This is a genomic window from Bradyrhizobium sp. SEMIA, assembly GCF_014844175.1.
Lineage (GTDB): Bacteria > Pseudomonadota > Alphaproteobacteria > Rhizobiales > Xanthobacteraceae > Bradyrhizobium > Bradyrhizobium arachidis.
On record NZ_CP046601.1, the window covers coordinates 9,157,444 to 9,175,691 of the forward strand.

16 protein-coding genes and 3 pseudogenes are annotated in these 18,248 nt (G+C 65.7%); 8 read left to right on the forward strand and 11 right to left on the reverse strand.

Annotation, left to right across the window (positions count from 1 at the left end; translation table 11 throughout):
* Positions 1–30 precede the first annotated feature (30 nt).
* On the forward strand, positions 31–288 hold the full coding sequence (locus FOM02_RS43830; RefSeq protein ID WP_027557723.1) for a hypothetical protein: 258 nt from the start codon (positions 31–33) through the stop codon (positions 286–288).
* Positions 289–417: 129 nt separating this feature from the next.
* Here the strand turns inward: FOM02_RS43830 and FOM02_RS43835 are convergent, their stop codons facing one another.
* Positions 418–2,274: a tannase/feruloyl esterase family alpha/beta hydrolase gene (locus FOM02_RS43835; protein ID WP_027557724.1), complete on the reverse strand. Its 1,857-nt coding sequence runs from the start codon at positions 2,272–2,274 to the stop codon at positions 418–420.
* A gap of 433 nt (positions 2,275–2,707) precedes the next feature.
* Here FOM02_RS43835 and FOM02_RS43840 point away from each other — a divergent pair, with 433 nt between their 5' ends.
* Both FOM02_RS43840 and FOM02_RS43845 read left to right on the forward strand, forming a co-directional pair.
* Positions 2,708–3,256 carry a MarR family winged helix-turn-helix transcriptional regulator gene (locus tag FOM02_RS43840; RefSeq protein ID WP_027557725.1) on the forward strand — a complete coding sequence of 183 codons (549 nt, stop codon included), beginning with the start codon at positions 2,708–2,710 and terminating at the stop codon, positions 3,254–3,256.
* A gap of 192 nt (positions 3,257–3,448) precedes the next feature.
* Positions 3,449–4,540, forward strand: a complete 1,092-nt coding sequence (locus tag FOM02_RS43845; protein ID WP_027557726.1) for a TRAP transporter substrate-binding protein — start codon at positions 3,449–3,451, stop codon at positions 4,538–4,540.
* A 139-nt stretch (positions 4,541–4,679) separates the two neighbouring features.
* Here FOM02_RS43845 and FOM02_RS43850 read toward each other — a convergent pair whose 3' ends face one another.
* From FOM02_RS43850 to FOM02_RS43885, 6 genes and pseudogenes are all read right to left on the reverse strand, one after another.
* Positions 4,680–5,462, reverse strand: a complete 783-nt coding sequence (locus FOM02_RS43850; protein WP_027557727.1) for an ABC transporter ATP-binding protein — start codon at positions 5,460–5,462, stop codon at positions 4,680–4,682.
* Positions 5,450–6,505 (reverse strand): annotated as a pseudogene (locus FOM02_RS47030) (dihydrodipicolinate synthase family protein). The gene FOM02_RS43850 and the pseudogene FOM02_RS47030 overlap by 13 nt, the downstream one beginning before the upstream one ends.
* A gap of 5 nt (positions 6,506–6,510) precedes the next feature.
* A pseudogene (locus FOM02_RS43870) lies at positions 6,511–7,339 on the reverse strand (GNAT family N-acetyltransferase).
* Positions 7,326–8,363, reverse strand: coding sequence for an NAD-dependent epimerase/dehydratase family protein (locus FOM02_RS43875; protein ID WP_027557730.1), 1,038 nt, complete (start codon positions 8,361–8,363; stop codon positions 7,326–7,328). The pseudogene FOM02_RS43870 and the gene FOM02_RS43875 overlap by 14 nt, the downstream one beginning before the upstream one ends.
* Positions 8,364–8,378: 15 nt before the next feature.
* Complete coding sequence (locus FOM02_RS43880) at positions 8,379–9,149, reverse strand: ABC transporter permease (RefSeq protein WP_027557731.1); 771 nt, start codon at positions 9,147–9,149, stop codon at positions 8,379–8,381.
* 84 nt (positions 9,150–9,233) lie between these two features.
* Positions 9,234–9,881 carry a TetR/AcrR family transcriptional regulator gene (locus FOM02_RS43885; protein ID WP_027557732.1) on the reverse strand — a complete coding sequence of 216 codons (648 nt, stop codon included), beginning with the start codon at positions 9,879–9,881 and terminating at the stop codon, positions 9,234–9,236.
* 99 nt (positions 9,882–9,980) lie between these two features.
* Here FOM02_RS43885 and FOM02_RS43890 point away from each other — a divergent pair, with 99 nt between their 5' ends.
* Complete coding sequence (locus FOM02_RS43890) at positions 9,981–10,985, forward strand: ABC transporter substrate-binding protein (RefSeq protein WP_027557733.1); 1,005 nt, start codon at positions 9,981–9,983, stop codon at positions 10,983–10,985.
* Positions 10,986–11,021: 36 nt separating this feature from the next.
* Here FOM02_RS43890 and panB read toward each other — a convergent pair whose 3' ends face one another.
* A complete protein-coding gene (gene panB / locus FOM02_RS43895; RefSeq protein WP_027557734.1) occupies positions 11,022–11,843 on the reverse strand; it encodes a 3-methyl-2-oxobutanoate hydroxymethyltransferase in 822 nt (273 codons plus the stop codon).
* A 426-nt stretch (positions 11,844–12,269) separates the two neighbouring features.
* Between panB and minC the strand changes: the two are divergent.
* From minC to FOM02_RS43915, 4 genes and pseudogenes are all read left to right on the forward strand, one after another.
* A pseudogene (gene minC, locus FOM02_RS43900) lies at positions 12,270–12,964 on the forward strand (septum site-determining protein MinC).
* A gap of 21 nt (positions 12,965–12,985) precedes the next feature.
* Positions 12,986–13,801 (forward strand): septum site-determining protein MinD, encoded by an 816-nt coding sequence (gene minD, locus FOM02_RS43905; protein WP_027557736.1) that lies wholly within the window; start codon positions 12,986–12,988, stop codon positions 13,799–13,801.
* Entirely contained in the window at positions 13,798–14,079 is a 282-nt protein-coding gene (gene minE, locus FOM02_RS43910; RefSeq protein ID WP_027557737.1) for a cell division topological specificity factor MinE, read from the forward strand. The genes minD and minE overlap by 4 nt, the downstream gene beginning before the upstream one ends.
* A gap of 200 nt (positions 14,080–14,279) precedes the next feature.
* Positions 14,280–14,465, forward strand: a complete 186-nt coding sequence (locus FOM02_RS43915) for a hypothetical protein (RefSeq protein ID WP_027557738.1) — start codon at positions 14,280–14,282, stop codon at positions 14,463–14,465.
* On the opposite strand, the gene FOM02_RS43920 is transcribed toward FOM02_RS43915, so the two are convergent.
* The 3 genes from FOM02_RS43920 to FOM02_RS43930 all read right to left on the reverse strand — a co-directional run bounded on the left by FOM02_RS43920 (position 14,466) and on the right by FOM02_RS43930 (position 18,191).
* Entirely contained in the window at positions 14,466–16,577 is a 2,112-nt protein-coding gene (locus tag FOM02_RS43920) for an ATP-binding protein (RefSeq protein WP_027557739.1), read from the reverse strand.
* Positions 16,578–16,712: 135 nt separating this feature from the next.
* On the reverse strand, positions 16,713–16,964 hold the full coding sequence (locus FOM02_RS43925; protein ID WP_027557740.1) for a hypothetical protein: 252 nt from the start codon (positions 16,962–16,964) through the stop codon (positions 16,713–16,715).
* A 96-nt stretch (positions 16,965–17,060) separates the two neighbouring features.
* Positions 17,061–18,191 carry a hypothetical protein gene (locus tag FOM02_RS43930; RefSeq protein ID WP_027557741.1) on the reverse strand — a complete coding sequence of 377 codons (1,131 nt, stop codon included), beginning with the start codon at positions 18,189–18,191 and terminating at the stop codon, positions 17,061–17,063.
* Between the last annotated feature and the right edge of the window lie 57 nt (positions 18,192–18,248).

Sequence of the window (18,248 nt, forward strand, 5' to 3'; positions counted from 1 at the left end):
CGTTAAGCCGTCATCGTCCAGAAGCAGCCCATGAGTGATCCATCTAAGTCCGAAACCCCGCTGCGCACGACGTTCAAGATCCGCCTGAACGGTGACACGCTGGCGATCGCGACCGTCGGCCAGGCCTATCAGTTCCTCACCAACTTCAAATCCGTCGAGTGGATGGAATTCCGCGCGCTGCACGAGGACGCGGTCGCGGCGCTCGAAGGTGCCGCGGACAACGCCATGCTCGCGGTGCAGGCGACCAACGCCGTGCGCGCGCTGTTCGTGAGCGCGAAGCTGCTCTGAGCAGGTCGTCTCTTTCGTCATTGCGAGTGTGGAGGTGAAGGCATTCGTCCCTCTCGTGTCCCGGCTCTGCAGCGCACCGCTGAAGAAGCGCTGCGCTGCGTCCAGGGCACGAGGGGGACAGACGGCGCCTCAATGCCGCTCGTCGCCGCGTCCGTCGTCGTCATCGTGGAAGTCGTGGTCGCCGCCGTGTCCGAAGCCGGGGTCGATACAGGCAAAATTGCCGGCGTCGTTGGTCATGCCGCTGCCCTTGTAGGACGCAATCTTCGGGTAGACGCAGAGCGGCCTAGTGCCGCCGGTCGGAAAGTTCGTGGCAACGCGCGGATCGAACAGTCCGCCCGCCGGATAGGGCGAGGTGGCGTTGGTGTTGGTCGCCACGATGCGGTCCGGCGTGATGTCCTTCTCGACCCAGTCGGTGAGGGCCTTGAGCTGGTTCGTGGCGAAGCTCGCGGTGGCGGCGCCGCCGCCGCAATGGGCCATGTTCGGCACCATGAACAGCCGGGCGAAATCGGTCGCACGGCCGCTCATGTGCCGGTCCATGTTGCGGTACCAGCGCGCGATCGCAGCACCCGAGAAGATGCCGTCATTGACGGAGGAGGAGATGATCAGCTTGCCGCCGCGTGCCCTGAACGGACGCAGGTCGGTCGAGGTCGCGGCCATGAAGTCCATGCTGCTCTCGGGGTAGGCCGCCGTCTTGGTGAAGATCTTCGGCGCGTCGGTGTCGAAGTTGAACTTGAACACGAAGGCTTCCTGGCCGTTCGGCCCGTTCACGGGCGTGACGACCGGCGGGGTCTGGAAGATCATCGGGATCGCGCCGGCGCCGAGCGTCAGGTTGATCGCCGTGTTGACGTTCGGCACCGGTGCGGTGACGACGTTCCAGAGCTGCCAGCCCGCGCCGGGCGCGCTGGGCGGCGTCCAGATGCCGGCATCCCAGAACCAGTTCGAATAGAGCCGCTGTCCTCTCGAGTTGACCGGTCCGGCGTAGATCCTCTTCAGCGCGTCGACCTGCGCGCCGGTGAGGCAGGTGCCGCCATGTGGCGTGCTGCCGTGCGAGCCCGAGCCGCAGGTGTAGCTGGCGAGCGCCGGGTACACCTTCTTCGCTGTGCAGGCGTGATAATTGTCGATGATGCCGTCGACCAATCCGTCGAGCGCATCGCAGGCGCTCAGGATGGCGGCCGAGGCGACCTGGAGATCCTGCGCGGGAAAGGTGTCGGGAATGAAGGGCTGGCCGTTGACGTCCTTGCTGGTTGAAAGGGTGCCGAGCACCTGCTCGTTCCAGGCTTCGGCAAGGCCCGCCTGCGGCAGGTTGAAGCCGGGATTTTGCGAGATCACGCCGTCGAATAGCCAGGGGAAGCGCTGCGAGGCCATCATGGCGTCGCGGCCGCCGTTCGAGCAGCCCATGATGTAGGAATAGGCGGTGTCGAGGCCGTAGAAATAGGAGATGATCTTTTTCGAGATCGTCGCGGTCGTCTCGATGCCGTTGTAGCCATAGTTCCGGCGCGCCTGCGCGTCGATCGCGAAATGCGCGGAGCCGCCGGCATTGGCATCGTCGTCCTGATGGCCGCCGACCGGATTATTGGCGTTGTCTTCGTGGCCGCCGTCATTGGCCGCGACGGCCCAGCCCTGGCCGACCTCGACGCCGGCGGCGCCTTGCGGGTCGGCATTGAGGCTGCCGTCGGTGCCGCCGCCGCCCATCATCTCGAAACGCCCGTGCCAGGTGTTGGGCAGGTTGAGTGCGAAGCCGATGCCGTAGGTGAAATGGTCAGGATCCTGCGTCGAGACGCGCTTGTTGATGATGCCGATCACGTTGCAATAACCCGTCTTCTGGGTCGCGCTCAGGATCTGCGTGTTCGGCAAAGTGAGGCCGGTGAGGGCGGTGCAGGACGCGCGCGGCGCAACGCCGCTCGGCGGGAATCCGTGCGCAATGGCCTGCGTGCCGAGCGCCGCGCAGCCGGCCATGATGGTCGATGCGAGAAGTCGTCGTTTCATGTCAGTCCCTCCCAGTTTTCAACAATGATGGTCGAGCGGACGCGCCCCATGCGGGCGCGTTCGTTCAGGCAGTGTCGTTGACGATGTCGTTGCCAAAGCAGAGGTGACGCGGCGGCATTTGCAAGCAACGCGCAGGCGCGCGCCGATCGCGCCGCTATGCGTGATCGCACGCGGCTCGCCGCCCATCTCTGATGGAAGCACGGACGTCATCCCCCTTGGTCCCGCTCGTGTCACGGTGGGCTTTTTCGATCCTAGGGCGTGCGATGTTGCCGTGTCAACATGAAGCGGCGCGCGAGTGCGCAGCGCAACCTGTCGTAGAAGCTGTGCTCACGCAGTGCGATCCCGCTCGGCTTCTCGATCTGGCCCGGCTGCGATAGACTCGGCGGGCGAATCCCGGATAGCCGCTGCGCCGGCTTGCGAAAGATCATTGTCGATGGAGCCGAAGAAGGCGGGCATCAGAAAGCGATCCTCCAAGGCCGCGCCACGCCCGGCGCCTGTTGCGAAGCGATCCGCGCCGCGCGCCGGAGCGGCCGCAAAGCCTGCCCGGCAGAGGCTGCTCGCCTCCGACGATCTGTCCCGTTCGCTCGGCTATCGCATCCGGCGGGCCCAACTCTGGGTCTTCAAGGATGTCAGCCGGCGGCTCGCCGCGTTCGACATCAGCGCGGCGCAGTTCTCCGTGCTGTCGGTGATCGAGGCCAATCCGGGCGTCAATCAGCTCGCCATCGCGCAATCGCTGTCGATCGAGCGGGCCGGGCTCGGGCGTCTCGTGGATCATCTGGAGCGGCGGGGCCTCGTGCAGCGTTCGGCCTCGGCGATCAACCGCCGCTATTACGTGCTGTATCTGACGCAGGCCGGGACCGCGCTTTTGGGCCGCCTGCGGCCTGCGATCGCCGAAAGCGAGAGGGCCCTTGCCGCCAAGATCGGGCCGCGCGCGTTCAAGGAACTGCAGCGAGCGCTATCGGTCTTCCTCCAGGAGACCTGATCCAGGGACGCCAGAGGCGTTCTCGGCAAGCCCTTGGTTCGGTGCGCTGTTTTGGCAGCCGATGGCCACCGCGCCATGCGTTCTCGCGGCTTGAACTCTGCCTCAGGAACAGGCAAACGGTCCGCCAAGACCGTAGCCCTGGGCTGATCAGGGCCATCCATTTCAAACCTTGATTCAGGGAGAAAGCTCATCATGAAACGCCGTACATTTCTCAAGGGCGGCGCGGTCGCCGGCGCGACGACGCTGGTTGCTGCACCTGCGATTGCGCAGGGCTCGCCCGAGATCAAATGGCGCCTGACCTCGAGCTTCCCGAAGTCGCTCGATACCATCTACGGCACGGCGCAGACCTTTGCGAAATACGTGGCCGACGCCACCGACAACAAATTCCAGATCCAGACCTTTGCGGCCGGCGAGCTCGTTCCGGGCCTGCAGGCGCTCGACGCCGTCAGCGTCGCCTCGGTCGAGATGGCGCAGACGCCGCTCTATTTCTACATCGGCAAGGAGCCGGCGCTGGCTTATGCCACCGGTGCGCCGTTCGGCATGAACCATCGCCACCAGGAGTCCTGGTGGTATTTCGGCGGCGGCGCCGATCTCACCAACGAGGCGCTCAAGCCCTTCAAGGCCCACGCCATCCTCTGCGGCAATTCCGGCACCCAGATGGGCGGCTGGTTCCGTAAGGAGATCAAGACCGTCGACGACCTGAAGGGCCTCAAATTCCGCATCGCCGGCATGGGCGGCCATGTGCTGGCGCGGCTCGGCATCGTGCCGCAGCAGCTCGCGGGCGGCGACGTCTATGCGGCGCTGGAGAAGGGCTCGATCGATGCGGCCGAATTCGTCGGTCCCTATGACGACGAGAAGCTCGGCTTCCAGAAGGTCGCGAAGTACTACTACTTCCCCGGCTGGTGGGAAGGCGGCGCCATGCTGCACATGATCGTCAACGACGAGAAATGGGCGAGCCTGCCGAAGCACTATCAGGCGATCGTCAACCAGGCCGCCTCGGCCGCGGGCGCCTGGATGCTCGAGAAATACGACAGCGTGAATCCGGCGGCCTTGAAGCGGCTGATCGCCAACGGCGCCGAGCTGAAGGCGTTCCCGCAGCCGGTGCTGGAAGCCTGCTACAACGCGACCCAGGAGCACCTGAACGAGCTCGCCGCCAAGAGCGACCTGTTCAAGCGCACCAAGGAGAGCCACGACGCGTATATGAAGGAGCTCTTGTTCTACACGCAGATCGCCGAGAATTTTTACGACAACTATCTGCTCAGCAAGATGCGTAACAAGAGCTGACGACGAGAAGGGCGCGGTGTTTACGCCTCTCGTAGGGTGGGCAAAGGCGCGACTGCGCCGTGCCCACGTTCTTTCGCTTCATTGACAATGGTGGGCACGCTCCGCTTTGCCCACCCTACGGGACTGATCGTGTGGCGTCTTACGCCGCGCCCAGCCCCAGCTTCGCGTAGATGCGCCGTGCATAGGCGCCGAAGGCGTCCGTGGTCTTCAGCGGCAGGTCGCGCGGGAAGGGCAGGTCGATCGGGAAGTAATCAGCCATCTTCGCCGGGCCCGCGGTCAGCACCGCGCAGTGCGAGGACAGGAACACCGCTTCCTGGATCGAGTGCGTGACGAAGATGATGGTCTTGCCGCTCTCGCGCCAGATCCGCAGCATCTCCAGGTTCATCTGCTCCCGCGTCAGCGCATCCAGCGCGCCGAACGGCTCGTCCATCAGGATCAGCTTGGGATCGTGGATGAACGCGCGTGCAATCGCGGTGCGCTGCTGCATGCCGCCGGACAGCTGCTGCGGATATTTCTCTTCATAGCCGGCAAGACCGACGAGGTTGAGCAGATCGCGCGCCCGCTCGCGCGCGGCCTTCATCGGTAGTCCCACGATCTCGGCCGGCAGGAGCACGTTGTCCAGGATCGTGCGCCATTTGAGGAGCAGCGCCTGCTGGAACACCATGCCGATGTCGCAGGTCGGATCGAACGGGCTTTTGGTATTGCCGATCTTCACCGTGCCGCCGTCGGCGCTGTGAAGGCCCGCCAGAATCTTCATCACCGTGGTCTTGCCGCAGCCGGAGGGGCCGACCAGCGAGACCAGCTCACCTTCCTGCACGTCCATGGTGACGTCCGACACGGCCAAAAACTCGGAGCCGCCGGTCCGATAGACTTTCCGGACGCCTTGCAGGCTGATGAAGGCCTCGGAGCTCATGCCAGCCATTTGCTGAGGTTTGCCGCAACGAAAGCATCGTCGCTGAGGTCGGCGTGCTCGCGCGTGACGCGGTCGATCTCCTCCTTCTGGCCGGGGCTGAGACCCTCGTTCGGATCGAGGCACCACAATCCCCGCATCAGGCCCTGGCGCCGCAGGATCTCGTGGCAGCCGGCGATGCAGCCGTGAAAATTGTTGGCGACATCGAAGAAGGCGCTGTTGCAGTCGGTGACGCGGGCATCGAGCGCGAGCAGGTCGGCCGGCACGCTGTCCTTGTGCCGCGCCGCCTTGCAGCGCTCGAACTGTTTGATCGCGCTCGCGGTCCACACCGACCAATGGCCGAGCAGGCCGCCCTTGAAATAGGTGCGCGTGGTGACGCCGCTGTCGCGCAGATCGAACGGCAGCATCAGGTCGAGCAGGAGTGTGGTCGTCATTGCCGGTGTAGAGCGCGACGCGGTCGAGCGCGCCGGCGGCCACGACGCCGCGCAGCACGTCGAGCGTGCGATAGCGGTTGAACGGCGCGATCTTGATCGCAATGACATTGTCGATCGCGGCAAAGCGCTGCCAGAACCGGCTCGACAGGATGACGCCGCCGACGGCGGGCTGGAGGTAGAAGCCGACCAGCGGGATTTCCGCTGCGACCGTCGTGCAGTGCGCGATGATCTCGTCCTCGGAAGCGCCCTTCATCGCGGCGAGGCTGAGCAGGCCGGCGTGATAGCCGATGTCGAGGGCGGTGCGAGCCTCCGTGACGGCCTGCGTGGTCGGGCCGGCAAGGCCCGCGACCATCGCCAGCGGGCGCTTGGTCCAACTACGGCGGTCTCGGCGGCGAGCTCGAGCACCGGACGGTAGAGGCCGACATCGCGGATCGCGAATTGCGTGGTGTGCACGCCGACCGCGAGGCCGCCGGAGCCGGCGTCGATGTAATAGCGCGTCAGCGCGCGCTGATGCTGCTTGTCGAGCTGGCGCTCGGCGGTGAGCGCCAGCGGATGGGCCGGCAGCACGGTGCCTTCGGCGATCAGCTTGCGGACGTCTGCGTTGATCTGGCTGTGGTGCATGATGTCTATCCGAATTCGGGGCCGGCGACGGCGAATGGCAGTTCGTCGCCCGCCGATGTGGCGGGGCCGAACCGCATGCGCTGGAACGGCCGTTCGATGGTCCAGCTAGACGCGGTCAGTCCTTCCAGGAACGCGCTTTGCGAGGCGACGGTGTCGATCAGGAGGGGGTGGGGCTCGGAGCGGGCGATCGCGTGGACAAGGGCCAGCGCGTCCGCGGCATTGTCAGCGAATAATGGGCCGATGTGGCGCGCGGTCCGGCCATCGCGGACCAGCGCGATGCATCCATTCGCTGTGACGATGGTCCGCGAGCCGGAGTCGTCGGGCAAAGGCGGTGAGGAGTCGCGGTTCCGGTCCGAACCCGGTGGCCCTCTGGTCGCGCGCGCGAAGCGCGTCGAGCGTGGCGGCTGACGGCGCCGGCGCGGAGGCCTGCGCCGGCTTCACCAACTTCAGCCGGCGCAATTGCAGTGTCGGGGTGAAGCCGAGCGGGCCGTAGACGGCGGCGCCGTCGGGGGTGGCGTCGAGCCAGCTGGTCAGGCCGTTCTTGCGCGCCGTCTGGAGGCAGGCATCGACGAGGCGCGTTGCGAGACCGCGGCGGCGATGCGTGGCCGACACCAGCACCATGCTGATCCAGGCATTGTTGCCGGAGTAGGGCAGCAGTGCCGCTGTTGCGATCAGCCGCATGCCGTCGCGAATGCCGAACACGATGCCGTCGCGCAGGAAGATGCGCCAGTCCTCTTCGGTCTGGTTCCAGTGCGCCTCGGTCGACAGCGCGAGCCCGGCGATCGCGTCGTCGACGCCGAGCTTGAGGATGGGAGGAGCGTCAGTAGCGTCCATCGCGCACCTCGTATTTGGTGGGCTTGCCGAGGCTCGGCATGGCGCGCGACACCCAGTCCGCGGTCCAGGCGATCAGCTGCTCGGTGTCGACGACGGGCAGGTCGAACAGCTCGACCGCCCTGGACGTGTCGGTGAGCCACGCCGTCGGCTCCTCCTTGCCCGTCAGCACCGGCGTGCGGCCGAAGCGCGCGCCGAACTTTTGGGCGAGATCGCGCACGGCAAGGATCTCGTGGCCGCTGACATTGATCGGCGAGGTCGGGGCCGTGCAATGCGCAAGGCACCGCAGCGCCTGCGCGGAGGCATCGCCCTGCCAGATGAAATTGACATGGCCGAGGCTGACGTCGATCGGGGTGCCGTTGAGCACCTTGGTGGCGATGTCGTGCAGCACGCCGTAGCGCATGTCGATCGCGTAGTTGAGGCGGAACAGCCGGCCGGGCGTCGAAAACTTGCGCGAAAAATACTCGAACATGCGCTCGCGGCCGACGCAGGATTGCGCGTATTCGCCGGGCGGGTTCGGCGCCATGTCCTCGGTCGAGCCTTTGCCCTCGACAGGGACGAAAGGATAGATGCAGCCGGTCGAGAACGCGACGATCCGCGACGACGGGAACGCCTGCGCGACCAGCGCCGGCACATGCGCGTTCATCGCCCAGGTCAGCGACAGGTCGCCCTCGGCGCCGAACTTGCGGCCGGCCATGAAGATGATGTTCGGCGCCTTGGGGAGGGCCTGAATGGCTTTCTCGTCCATCAGGTCGCAATTGATGGTCTCGACGCCGCGCGCGTGCAGCCACTCCTTCACACCGGCTTCGCTGAAGCGGGCGACGCCGATGACGCGCCGATCCGGGGCCGCGGCCTTGGCGAGCCCCGCCAGCGTCGGGCCCATCTTGCCGCCGACGCCGAGGACCATGATGTCGCCCTCGACCTTCCTGAGATCGTCGATCAGCGCCTGCGTCGGCCGGCACAGGAGGTCGTCGAGCGCCGCGATATCGGGAATGGTCTTCGGCAGGTTCTCGCGGGTGAGAAGCATGGGGCGGTCCTTCAGTTAGGCTTGCCTGGCATCGCTGACCACGAACATGCGTTCGAGGGCGAGCACCAGGCCGTAGAGAGCGACGCCGAGCAGGGTCAGCAGCACGACGGCCATCACCATCGCGGGCGTGTCGAGCGAGGACTGCACCTGGATCATGAGGTAGCCGAGCCCGCGCTCGGAGGCGATGAACTCGCCGACGATGGCGCCGGCGACCGCGAGGATGGCGCCGACCTTCATGCCGGAGAACACGTAAGGCAGCGATCCCGGCAGCTGGATCTTGCGGAACAGCGTCCAGCGCGAGCCGCGCAGCGATTTGACGAGGTCGAGCAGATCGGGCTCGACCTCGCGCAGGCCGCGCGCAGTGGTGAGCAGGATCGGAAAGAAGCAGATGCTGAAGGCGATCAGGATGTTCGGCACGATGCCGTAGGAGAACCAGACGATGAAGAGCGGGCCGAGCGCGACCTTCGGGATCATGTTCAAGGTCACGAACAGCGGCAGCAGCACGAGGCTGACGAGCGGCGCCCAGCTGAAGATCACCGCGAGCGCGACGCCGACGAAGGCGCCGAGCGCGAAGCCGCCGAGGATCTCGATCGCGGTGACCAGCGTGTTGGCGCCCCAGGAATAGCTTGCGGTGCCCAGCGTCTGAATCGTCGCGAGCGGGGAGGGCAGGATGAATTTCGGCACGTGGAAGGCATCGACCGCAACCTGCCACAGCACGAGCACGGCGAGGTGCACGATCAGGATGACCGCAAAGCTGCGCGAGGTGCGGGCTGCGTCTCCTGCCACCGTTTGCTCCCTGTTGCTAGCAGCGACGATGCCGCTGATCTCAAGCCTAACCGGCCTTGCGGGAAGTTTCAACCAGTTGGTTGATTATGGCCGGAGCGAATGCAGCACGAGGTCCACGACGTGCCGGCGGCGGTTGCGTCGGGCCGTCCGGGTCGAAAGATCCTTGCCGAAGATCGCCGAGAGCGTCGGTGTGTTGGACAGGTAGAAATAACCGAGCGCCGCGATCGAAATGTAGAGCTGGACGGGATCGATCCCTTTGCGGAACATGCCGGCGCGGACGCCTTCGTTGAGGATATGGGAGACGCTGACGACGAGGGGCGAATGCATCGCCTCCAGCCGCGTCGAGCCGCGCACGTGACGGGCGCCGCCGCGGTTCTCGTCGTTCAGGAGCACGATGAAATCAGGGTTGGTGGCGAGGTAATCGAACGAGGCCTCGATCAGCTTCTTGATCGCCTTGTCAGGCGGCAGGCCCTCCAGATTCAGCCTGCGCTCCTGCTCGCGGATATCAGCGTAGACCCATTCGAGCACGGCGAGATAGAGCGCGTCCTTGTCGCCGAAATAATGGTAGACCAGCTGCTTGTTGACGCCGGCGCGCTCGGCGATCTCGTCGACGCGGGCGCCGGCAAAGCCGTGCTTGGCGAACTCCAGGCGCGCCGCCGTGAGCAGCTTGTTGCGGGTGGCGACGGGGTCGCGCCGCTGCGGCACGGTGTCGCCTGAACGTTTTGCGGGCATTTCCAACCAAACAGTTGACAAGTTGAGGGCGGCCTTGTTGCATTGGTATCCTCACATGGGGAGAGCGACAAGCCGGTCGCCGGCACAGGGAGAGATGCGATGAAGCGTTTGCAGGCGGCTGTTGTGGCGCTGGTGCTTGGTCTGCCGGCGGTGCCGGCCAGCGCGGGCGAGGCGGTCAATCTGATCCTGAACTGGACGCCGACGGCGGACCATTCGCCGTTCTATTACGCCAAGGCGCAGGGCTGGTACGAGAAATCAGGCATCGACCTCACCATCGAGGTCGGCAAGGGCTCCGGCGTCTCCGCCGCCAAGGTCGGCTCCGGCGGCTCGCCCTTCGGTATCGCCGATCTCGCCACCATGCTGGTCGCCAAGAGCAAGGGCGCCGACGACGTCGCGCTGATGAGCATCTACGCCAACACCGGGCAGACCTTCTACTGGCTGAAGAGCTACGGCGTGAACGGCGTGAAGGACTTTCCGAACCACAAGATCGGCAATCCGCCCGGCGATGCCTCGCGCGTGATGTGGCCGGCGTTCGCGAAAGCCGCAGGCATCGCCCCTGACTCCGTGAGCTTCGTGAACATCGGCCCGACCGCGAAGATCGCGGGGCTCAAGAGCCACACCGTCGACATCATCAGCGACTTCTACAACGAGCACGATCTGAAGGTGATCGAGTTCGGACAGGACCTCGGCTACGTCAACTGGAAGGACATCGGGCTCAACCCGTACGGCAATTCGCTGATCGTGAACGGCGCCTACCTCCAGAAGAATCCAAAACTGGTCGAAGAGTTCGTGCGCATCTCGCAGAAGGCCTTCGCGGCCTGCGTCGCCGACGTCAGCCCGTGCCTGAAGGCGCTGCTCGACCAGGTCTCCGGCCTCGACAAGGAGAACCAGGAGCGCCAGTGGGAGCGCATCAAGTTCCTGATGACCGACGAGTTCACCACCACCAAGGGTCTTGGCTGGATCGACGGTGAGCGGATGAAGAAGGACTACGAGCTGGTCCAGACCTATCTGGGCATGGAGAAGCCGTTCGACGTGACCACGGCATTCTCGACCAAGATGCTGGACCCCGCCATCAAGATGGATGCGAGCAAGGTGAAGAAATAGGGCGCGCCGCGAGCGGCACCTGACGGCCTCGTGCCGTCAGCTCTTCTTCGTGTCGTAGACGTGTTCGGGCCCGGGAAATGCGCGCGACCGCACATCGGCGGCATACGCTTCGATCGCGGCTTCGATGGCCGGACCCAGATTGCCGTAGCGCCGGACGAATTTCGGCGTTCGCGGTGATAGTCCCAGCATGTCCTCGAGGACGAGCACCTGGCCGTCGCACGCCGCGCTCGCGCCGATGCCGATAGTCGGGATCGCGATTGTCTCGGTGATCTTGCGCGCCAGCGGTTCGGCGACGGCTTCGACGACGACCGAGAACGCACCGGCATCGGCGACCGCCTTCGCGTCGTCCTCGATCGGCCCCCAATCCGTTTCGCTTCGGCCCTGGGCGCGAAACGAGCCGAGGGTGTTGATGGATTGCGGCGTCAGGCCGATATGACCCATCACCGGGATGCCGCGCCCGGACAGGAATGCGATCGTCTCGGCCATGCGGGCGCCGCCTTCGAGCTTCACCGCGCCGCACTGCGTTTCCTTCATGATCCGGACCGCGGAGTTGAATGCCTGCTCTTTGGAAGCCTCATACGATCCGAACGGCATATCGACCACGACCAGCGCCTGCCTGGACCCGCGCATCACGGCTGCGCCCTGGAGGATCATCATGTCGAGCGTAACAGGTACCGTGGTCTCGAAGCCATGCATGACGTTGCCAAGGGAGTCGCCGACCAGAATGACGTCGCAATGCCGGTCCACCAGCGCTGCCGTATGCGCGTGGTAGGACGTCAGCATGACGATCGGCTCGCCGCGCTTGCGGGCCCGAATGTCCGGCGCAGTCTTGCGTCTGGTGGACGACTGGATTGACATGATCAGCTCCGGCTGCGGGGAGGCGGATCGAAGCCAGATGATGCAACGGTGTCAATCTGGCCTCCGATCACAATGGACGGCGTGAGGTGAGGGGCTGGGAGGCCTTCTGCCCCAACGTCGTCATTGCCGATGTGGGAAGCAGCGAGCACTCATCCTTCACCGTCACCCTGAGGTGGCCGCTCCTTCGGCGGCCCTCGAAGGGCGACGGCCCGGCTCTCTCCGCGTGGCTGCATCGGGGCCGCGCATCCTTCGAGGCTCCCCATGGGACGCATTGCGTCCCATGCCTCGCACCTCAGGATGACGGGTTAGGATTTGAAGCCTACGGCCCCCGGCCACCCCCACGTAACGCCACGAAAGAATTAACCGGCCGTTAACCAAATCCGCCGCATCGTTAACCATTCAATAACGGGGAACGAGTCGGCCGTCATGGAGGCTGCAGCAAAAGTCCAACGTCAGATGGTGCGCCTGCGCGGGCGGTCCTATGTGGCCTTCGTGTTCGTGCCGACGGTTCCGATCCTGGAGTGGCTCCAGGAAATCGACGCCACCATCGCCCGCTCGCCGGGCTTCTTCGTCGGCCGGCCGTGGTGGTTGACCTGTCCTCGGTCGATCTCAGCCAGTCCGGCATCAGCCATCTGCTCACCAGCCTCCAGGACCGCAACATTCGCGTGCTCGGCATCGAGGGCGTGGACGAATCGCGGCTGACGCCGGCAATGCCGCCGCTGCTGTCGGGCGGGCGCAGCTGCGTGGTCGAGCCGAGCGCGCCGAAGAAGGCTGAGAAGGCCGAGGCCAAGCCGACCTCGCTGTTGCTCGAGACGCCCGTGCGCTCCGGCCAGACCGTGATCTTCCCCGAGGGCGACATCACCATTCTCGGCTCGGTCGGTTCCGGTGCCGAAGTCGTGGCCGGTGGCTCCATTCACATCTATGGCGCGCTGCGCGGCCGCGCCATGGCGGGCGTCAACGGGCACAAGAGCGCGCGGATTTATTGTCAGAAGATCGAGGCCGAACTGCTTGCAATTGATGGGTTTTACCAGACTGCGGACGACATCGACGCCGCCTTGCGCGGCAAGCCGGCGCAGGCCTGGCTGCAGGGGAATACCATGCGAATTACAGCACTGAACTGACCAGCAAAGGAGACATTTCAGATGAGTAAGGTACTGGTCGTGACGTCAGGCAAGGGCGGGGTCGGCAAGACTACGACGACCGCCGCGCTAGGGGCTGCGCTCGCGCAACGTGGCGACAAGGTCGTCGTCGTCGATTTCGACGTCGGCCTGCGCAACCTCGACCTTGTGATGGGCGCCGAACGCCGCGTGGTGTTCGACCTCATCAACGTGGTGCAGGGCGTCGCAAAGCTGCCGCAGGCGCTGATCAAGGACAAGCGGCTCGATAACCTCTGGCTGCTGCCGGCCTCGCAAACCCGCGACAAGGACGCGCTGACCGAAGAGGGCGTCGGCAAGGTCATCGCCGAGCTGCGCAGCCGCTTCGACTGGGTGATCTGCGACAGCCCGGCCGGCATCGAGCGCGGCGCCTCCATGGCGATGCGCTTTGCGGACGAGGCCGTCATCGTGACCAACCCGGAAGTCTCCTCGGTGCGCGATTCCGACCGCATCATCGGCATGCTCGATTCCAAGACCGTGCGGGCCGAGAAGGGCGAGCGCGTCGAGAAGCACATTCTCATCACGCGCTACGATCCCTCCCGCGCCGCGCGCGGCGAGATGCTGACCATCGACGACATCCTGGAAATCCTCGCAACGCCCTTGCTCGGCATCATCCCCGAGAGCCAGGACGTGCTGAAGGCCTCCAACGTCGGCACGCCGGTGACGCTCTCGAACGCGGATGGAGCACCGGCGCGGGCCTACATGGACGCGGCCAAGCGCCTCTGCGGTGAAAGCATCACGATGCACGTTCCCGCCGAGCGGAGGGGGCTGATGGACCGCCTGCTGCGACGGAGGGCTGCATGAGCATGGGACTGCTTCGACTTCTCCGCGGCAACAAGGCCTCCGCACCGGTCGCCCGCGAACGGTTGCAGATCCTGCTTGCGCATGAACGCGGATTGCGCGGCCAGCCCGACCTGCTCGGTGTGCTGCGTGAGGAAATCCTCGCCGTCGTGTCCAGGCATGTCACGCTGGATCCGACCAAGGTCATCGTCCGGCTCGAGCGCGGCGATGAGGTCTCGACCCTGGAGGTCGATATCGAGGTGCCCAACGATATCGAGCGCAAGAGGGCCGCGGTCGGGTAGGGGGCCTGACCGAAGGCTGCCAATCTTGGCGTAGGTTTCTTGGGGTGGGTGAGAAGGCGGTCCGCCGGGCATGGCGGGCCGCCTTTGTTGTTGCGTGGGCGTGGTCCGGTGCGGAACGAGGGCCGAGGCTCGATCGTTGTCATGGGCCCCGCGGGACAGCCGAGCGATGTCCCGTGGCTTCTGCAAACGGGAGAGCGCCCATGATGTCCGAGGTCCAGGTCCACACCGTCGCGCGGCAGATGCTGGAACGACATGGTTTCGCTGCGATTGCGAAAGCCGCCGAACAGGCCCAGGCCTGCGAGGGCCGCGGCGAAGCCGAAGAGGCCAAGGAATGGCGTCACATCGAGGACGCCATGAAGATCATGCGCGGTCCGGCCCAGAGCTGATCAGCTCCGCACCGTTCCATCCTTGATCATATCGAGGACGCGGCTGGCCAGCGTCTCGACCACGAAGGGCTTTGTCAGCACCTGCATGTCGGGCGCGAGCTGGCCGTTGCCGATGATGGCATTCTCCGCATAGCCCGTGATGAACAGCACCTTGAGGGCCGGACGGGTTGTGCGCGCAGCATCCGCAAGCTGGCGGCCGTTCATGCCGCCGGGAAGGCCGACATCGGTAACGAGCAAATCGATCGTCGCCTCCGATTGCAGGATCTTCAGCCCGCTCGGGCCGTCATGAGCCTCCAGGACGCTGAAGCCGATCTCTTCCAGCGCATCGGTCAGCAGCATGCGAATCGACGGCTCGTCGTCGACAATCAGGATGGTGTGACCAGCTTTCGGCCGCACAGCACTCTTGGGCGCCAAGGTGGACGGCCTGTCAGCCTCGTTGCCATAATGGCGTGGCAAATAGAGGCACATGGTCGTGCCCTGGCCGACTTCGGAGTAGATCCGGACCTGGCCGCCGGACTGGCGCACGAAGCCGTAGACCATGGAGAGGCCGAGCCCGGTGCCCTGGCCCATCGGCTTGGTCGTGAAGAACGGCTCGAACGCGCGCTCGACGATGTCGGGTGTCATGCCGGTGCCGGTGTCGGTGACGCAGAGCGACACATACTGGCCGGGCGCAAGATCGCGCTCGCCGGCGCCATGCTCGTCGAGCCAGCGGTTGGCGGTCTCGATCGTGAGCCGTCCGCCGCCGGGCATCGCATCGCGGGCGTTGATGCAGAGGTTGAGCAGGGCGCTCTCGAGCTGTGACGCATCGATCAGCGTCGGCCACAGCCCGCCTGCGGTGACGACTTCCACCGCGATCTCCGGGCCGACGGTGCGGCGGACCAGCTCCTCCATCCCCATGACGAGGCGGTTGAGGTCGGTCGGCTTGGGATCGAGCGTCTGCCGCCGCGAGAAAGCGAGCAGCCGATGCGTCAGGGCGGCGGCGCGCCTGGCGGCGCCTTGCGCCGCGGTGACGTAACGGTCGATTTCATTGACGCGGCCCTGGCCGAGCCGCGTCTGCAACAACTCCAGCGAACCGATGATCCCGGTGAGCAGATTGTTGAAGTCGTGCGCGATGCCGCCGGTGAGTTGCCCGACAGCTTCCATCTTCTGTGACTGACGCAGCGCCTCCTCGGCTACGCGCAGCCGCTGCTGCTCCTTCAGCCGGTCGGTGACGTCGTAGGAGAACTGGTAGGCACCGAGCAGCCGGCCCTCGCTTTCGCGCAGGCAGTTGAAGCGCATCTCGTAGAAGCGGCGGTCCCGCCCGGGCTCGCCGAACTCGGCGACCTCGACGAAGGCTTCGCCGGCGAGCGCCCGCGACCAGACGGCGCGGACGGCGTCGCGATGCTCGGGTTGATCGTCAAGCAGCTCCAGCATGTTGTCACCGACCTTCGGCAAGATGCCGTAGATGCGATGGAATTCCCGAGCCGAGGCGCCGTTGATGGCGAGCCAGCGGAAGCCGGGATCGACGACCTGCACGAAGGCATCGGTTCCTTCGACGAGGTCGGCCATCAGCTTGCGCTCGGCCAATGCGGCGACCACGCGCGCTTCCAGCGTCTCGTTGAGCTGCTGCAACTCCCGCTCAGCCCGCTTGCGCGCCGTGATGTCCTGGAACAGCACGGCGACCTGCTTGCGGCTGGCTGGCTCGACACGGAAGGCGGCGAGCTCGAGTTGGCGGCCGGTCGCGACCAGCTCGCGCTCGAAGCGGATCGGCTGCCCGGTCCTGAGCACGCCGCCATAGAGCTCGACCCAGCCGTCGGCCTCATCAGGGACCATCTCGCGGACCTTCTGGCCGACCACGTTGGGAATGCCGGCATGCTGGGTGTAGGCGGGGTTGGCTTCGACGTGGATGTAATCGCTGAGCGGGCCGTGCGGGCCGTCGAAGAATTCGATGATGCAGAAGCCTTCATCGATCGAGTTGAACAGCGTCCGGTAACGCTCCTCGCTTTCCGCCAGCGCCGATTCCGCTGCGCGGCGCCCGGTCTGGTCGGCCATCCCGAGCGCCTTCAGGCGTGCGTTTTCCTCCTCGATCGCCTTGAGACGGCGTCGAAGGTCTTCCAACTCGATCGCATCCACGAGCGCGCGCGGGGTTGGCGTTTCCAGGAGCCGCTCCTTGACTCTGCCTACGGTATGCTGGCGGGCGAACGCACCGCGGCAAGCCGCAGCCTCAACGCAGTCCGAACCGGTGAGTTCCCCGGGGGGCCGGATAGCTCAGCGCTCGCCCTGATCGCCGCCTTGCGCGCCGGACTTGTGTTGCGTTTGCGGCTGGGCGCGTTCGCCGGTCTCCTTGCAGGGCAGCGGCTCCCACGATCCATCCGGCGCCTGCTGATAGGCGCTGCACGATGACGACGAGGCCGATTTGTCCTCGCCTTTCTGGGCATCGGAATTCTTCGCCAGCGCCGGGGCAGTCAGCACGGAGCCGGCCACGAGAGCTCCGGCGAAAACGAGATTGACAATCCGCATGGGGTTCTCCTGTTCGAAGCAAGGCCTCATGCTGTCGATGATTGTGACGATTATTTGCCAGCGCGGCGGTTCCGCCGCGCGATGCTTAACGGCGCCTCATCGCCCTGCGGGTTCGATGGCAATCGCGTTGCGCCGGGCGCAGGCGCGCAGCCAGCCGATCACGCCCGGCTGCACCGAGAACTCGTAATTGTCCTCGATCGTCTTGGCCCTCATCGCCAGGACCGAACCCGTCTCGATCGCTTCGGCCAACTCGGCCCCATGCTGCGGGAACAGACCGATTTCGTCGGGGCCCTCGACCTGCGCGGAGAACGCCTCGAACGGCACATTGCCGATTCTCAGCGTCGCCTCGATGGCCTGACCTTCCGGCCGGTTGAGCTTGGAATCCTTCAGCATCATGGTCAGCCCCTTCGCGCGGCTGACGATCAGGAAGATGGCGAGACGGCGCTGCGGCGCGGGCGCGTCCGTGCCGATGAGATAGCGCCGGCGGATGAAGCAGGCGACGATCGCCACGTCGCCGTTGCGTAGCTCGGATGCATCCCACCCTTCGATCTTCTGCTTGTCCTCGATCCCGGGCGGGCCGGCCGGGGTCGGCGGCATCACCGCGATCTTCGGCGAGCGCGGCCGCGGCGCCGGCATCTCCGGCGCGTTGGGATCGGTCGGCCTGTCGACCGCGATGTCGAAGGTCTTGCCGCACTGCTTCAGCCAGCTCAGCGCATCCGCCGGCAGATCGAGTACGATCGGCCCGGAATCGACGCCGGCACCGTCCGAGCGCAACGTGACGTCCCGCGCCTTGCCGAGCGCCGCGAGCATGCCCTCGGCATCGCCCGGATGCAGCGCGAAGGCGTTGCCGACCGGGAAGCCGACCGCGCGGAAGCTGCGGCCGTCGATGACGATCTCGGCCTGGTCGTCCAGCACGTGTTCGCTCGGCATGCCGTCATCCATCAACATGATGGACAGGCCCGAGCCGCGGCTGATGTTGAGGGCGAAGGCGGTGTCGACCTTGCCGCCCGCCTTGCTGCGTTGCCTCGGCGCAATCAGCACGCATTGCCTCACCTTGCCGTCAGGGCCGACCTGGGGCAGGGCGCTCCATACCCCCTGCGGAAAGCGCACTTGCTTGCCGGCGACCGGATTGTCCGCCGTCGCGGCAAAAGCGGGCAGCGCCAAATTGGCGGCGACGATCACCGCGAGCGCCGCCATCCGGCGCGTCCAAAGCATATCGGCAGGCATGGCCCCTCGCATTGTCCTCAGCTCGAAGCATTGGACTCGGAGGGGTGCGCCGAGGTT

Bases quoted from the DNA above. Each gene is read 5' to 3' on its own strand.
- FOM02_RS43850 (WP_027557727.1), bottom strand. From the start codon at position 5,462: ATGGCTGGCATGAGCTCCGAGGCCTTCATCAGCCTGCAAGGCGTCCGG.
- minD (WP_027557736.1), top strand. From the start codon at position 12,986: ATGAGTAAGGTACTGGTCGTGACGTCAGGCAAGGGCGGGGTCGGCAAG.
- FOM02_RS43845 (WP_027557726.1), top strand. From the start codon at position 3,449: ATGAAACGCCGTACATTTCTCAAGGGCGGCGCGGTCGCCGGCGCGACG.
- FOM02_RS43875 (WP_027557730.1), bottom strand. From the start codon at position 8,363: ATGCTTCTCACCCGCGAGAACCTGCCGAAGACCATTCCCGATATCGCG.
- minE (WP_027557737.1), top strand. From the start codon at position 13,798: ATGAGCATGGGACTGCTTCGACTTCTCCGCGGCAACAAGGCCTCCGCA.
- FOM02_RS43925 (WP_027557740.1), bottom strand. From the start codon at position 16,964: ATGCGGATTGTCAATCTCGTTTTCGCCGGAGCTCTCGTGGCCGGCTCC.
- FOM02_RS43930 (WP_027557741.1), bottom strand. From the start codon at position 18,191: ATGCCTGCCGATATGCTTTGGACGCGCCGGATGGCGGCGCTCGCGGTG.
- FOM02_RS43835 (WP_027557724.1), bottom strand. From the start codon at position 2,274: ATGAAACGACGACTTCTCGCATCGACCATCATGGCCGGCTGCGCGGCG.
- FOM02_RS43915 (WP_027557738.1), top strand. From the start codon at position 14,280: ATGATGTCCGAGGTCCAGGTCCACACCGTCGCGCGGCAGATGCTGGAA.
- FOM02_RS43885 (WP_027557732.1), bottom strand. From the start codon at position 9,881: ATGCCCGCAAAACGTTCAGGCGACACCGTGCCGCAGCGGCGCGACCCC.
- FOM02_RS43830 (WP_027557723.1), top strand. From the start codon at position 31: ATGAGTGATCCATCTAAGTCCGAAACCCCGCTGCGCACGACGTTCAAG.
- FOM02_RS43890 (WP_027557733.1), top strand. From the start codon at position 9,981: ATGAAGCGTTTGCAGGCGGCTGTTGTGGCGCTGGTGCTTGGTCTGCCG.
- panB (WP_027557734.1), bottom strand. From the start codon at position 11,843: ATGTCAATCCAGTCGTCCACCAGACGCAAGACTGCGCCGGACATTCGG.
- FOM02_RS43840 (WP_027557725.1), top strand. From the start codon at position 2,708: ATGGAGCCGAAGAAGGCGGGCATCAGAAAGCGATCCTCCAAGGCCGCG.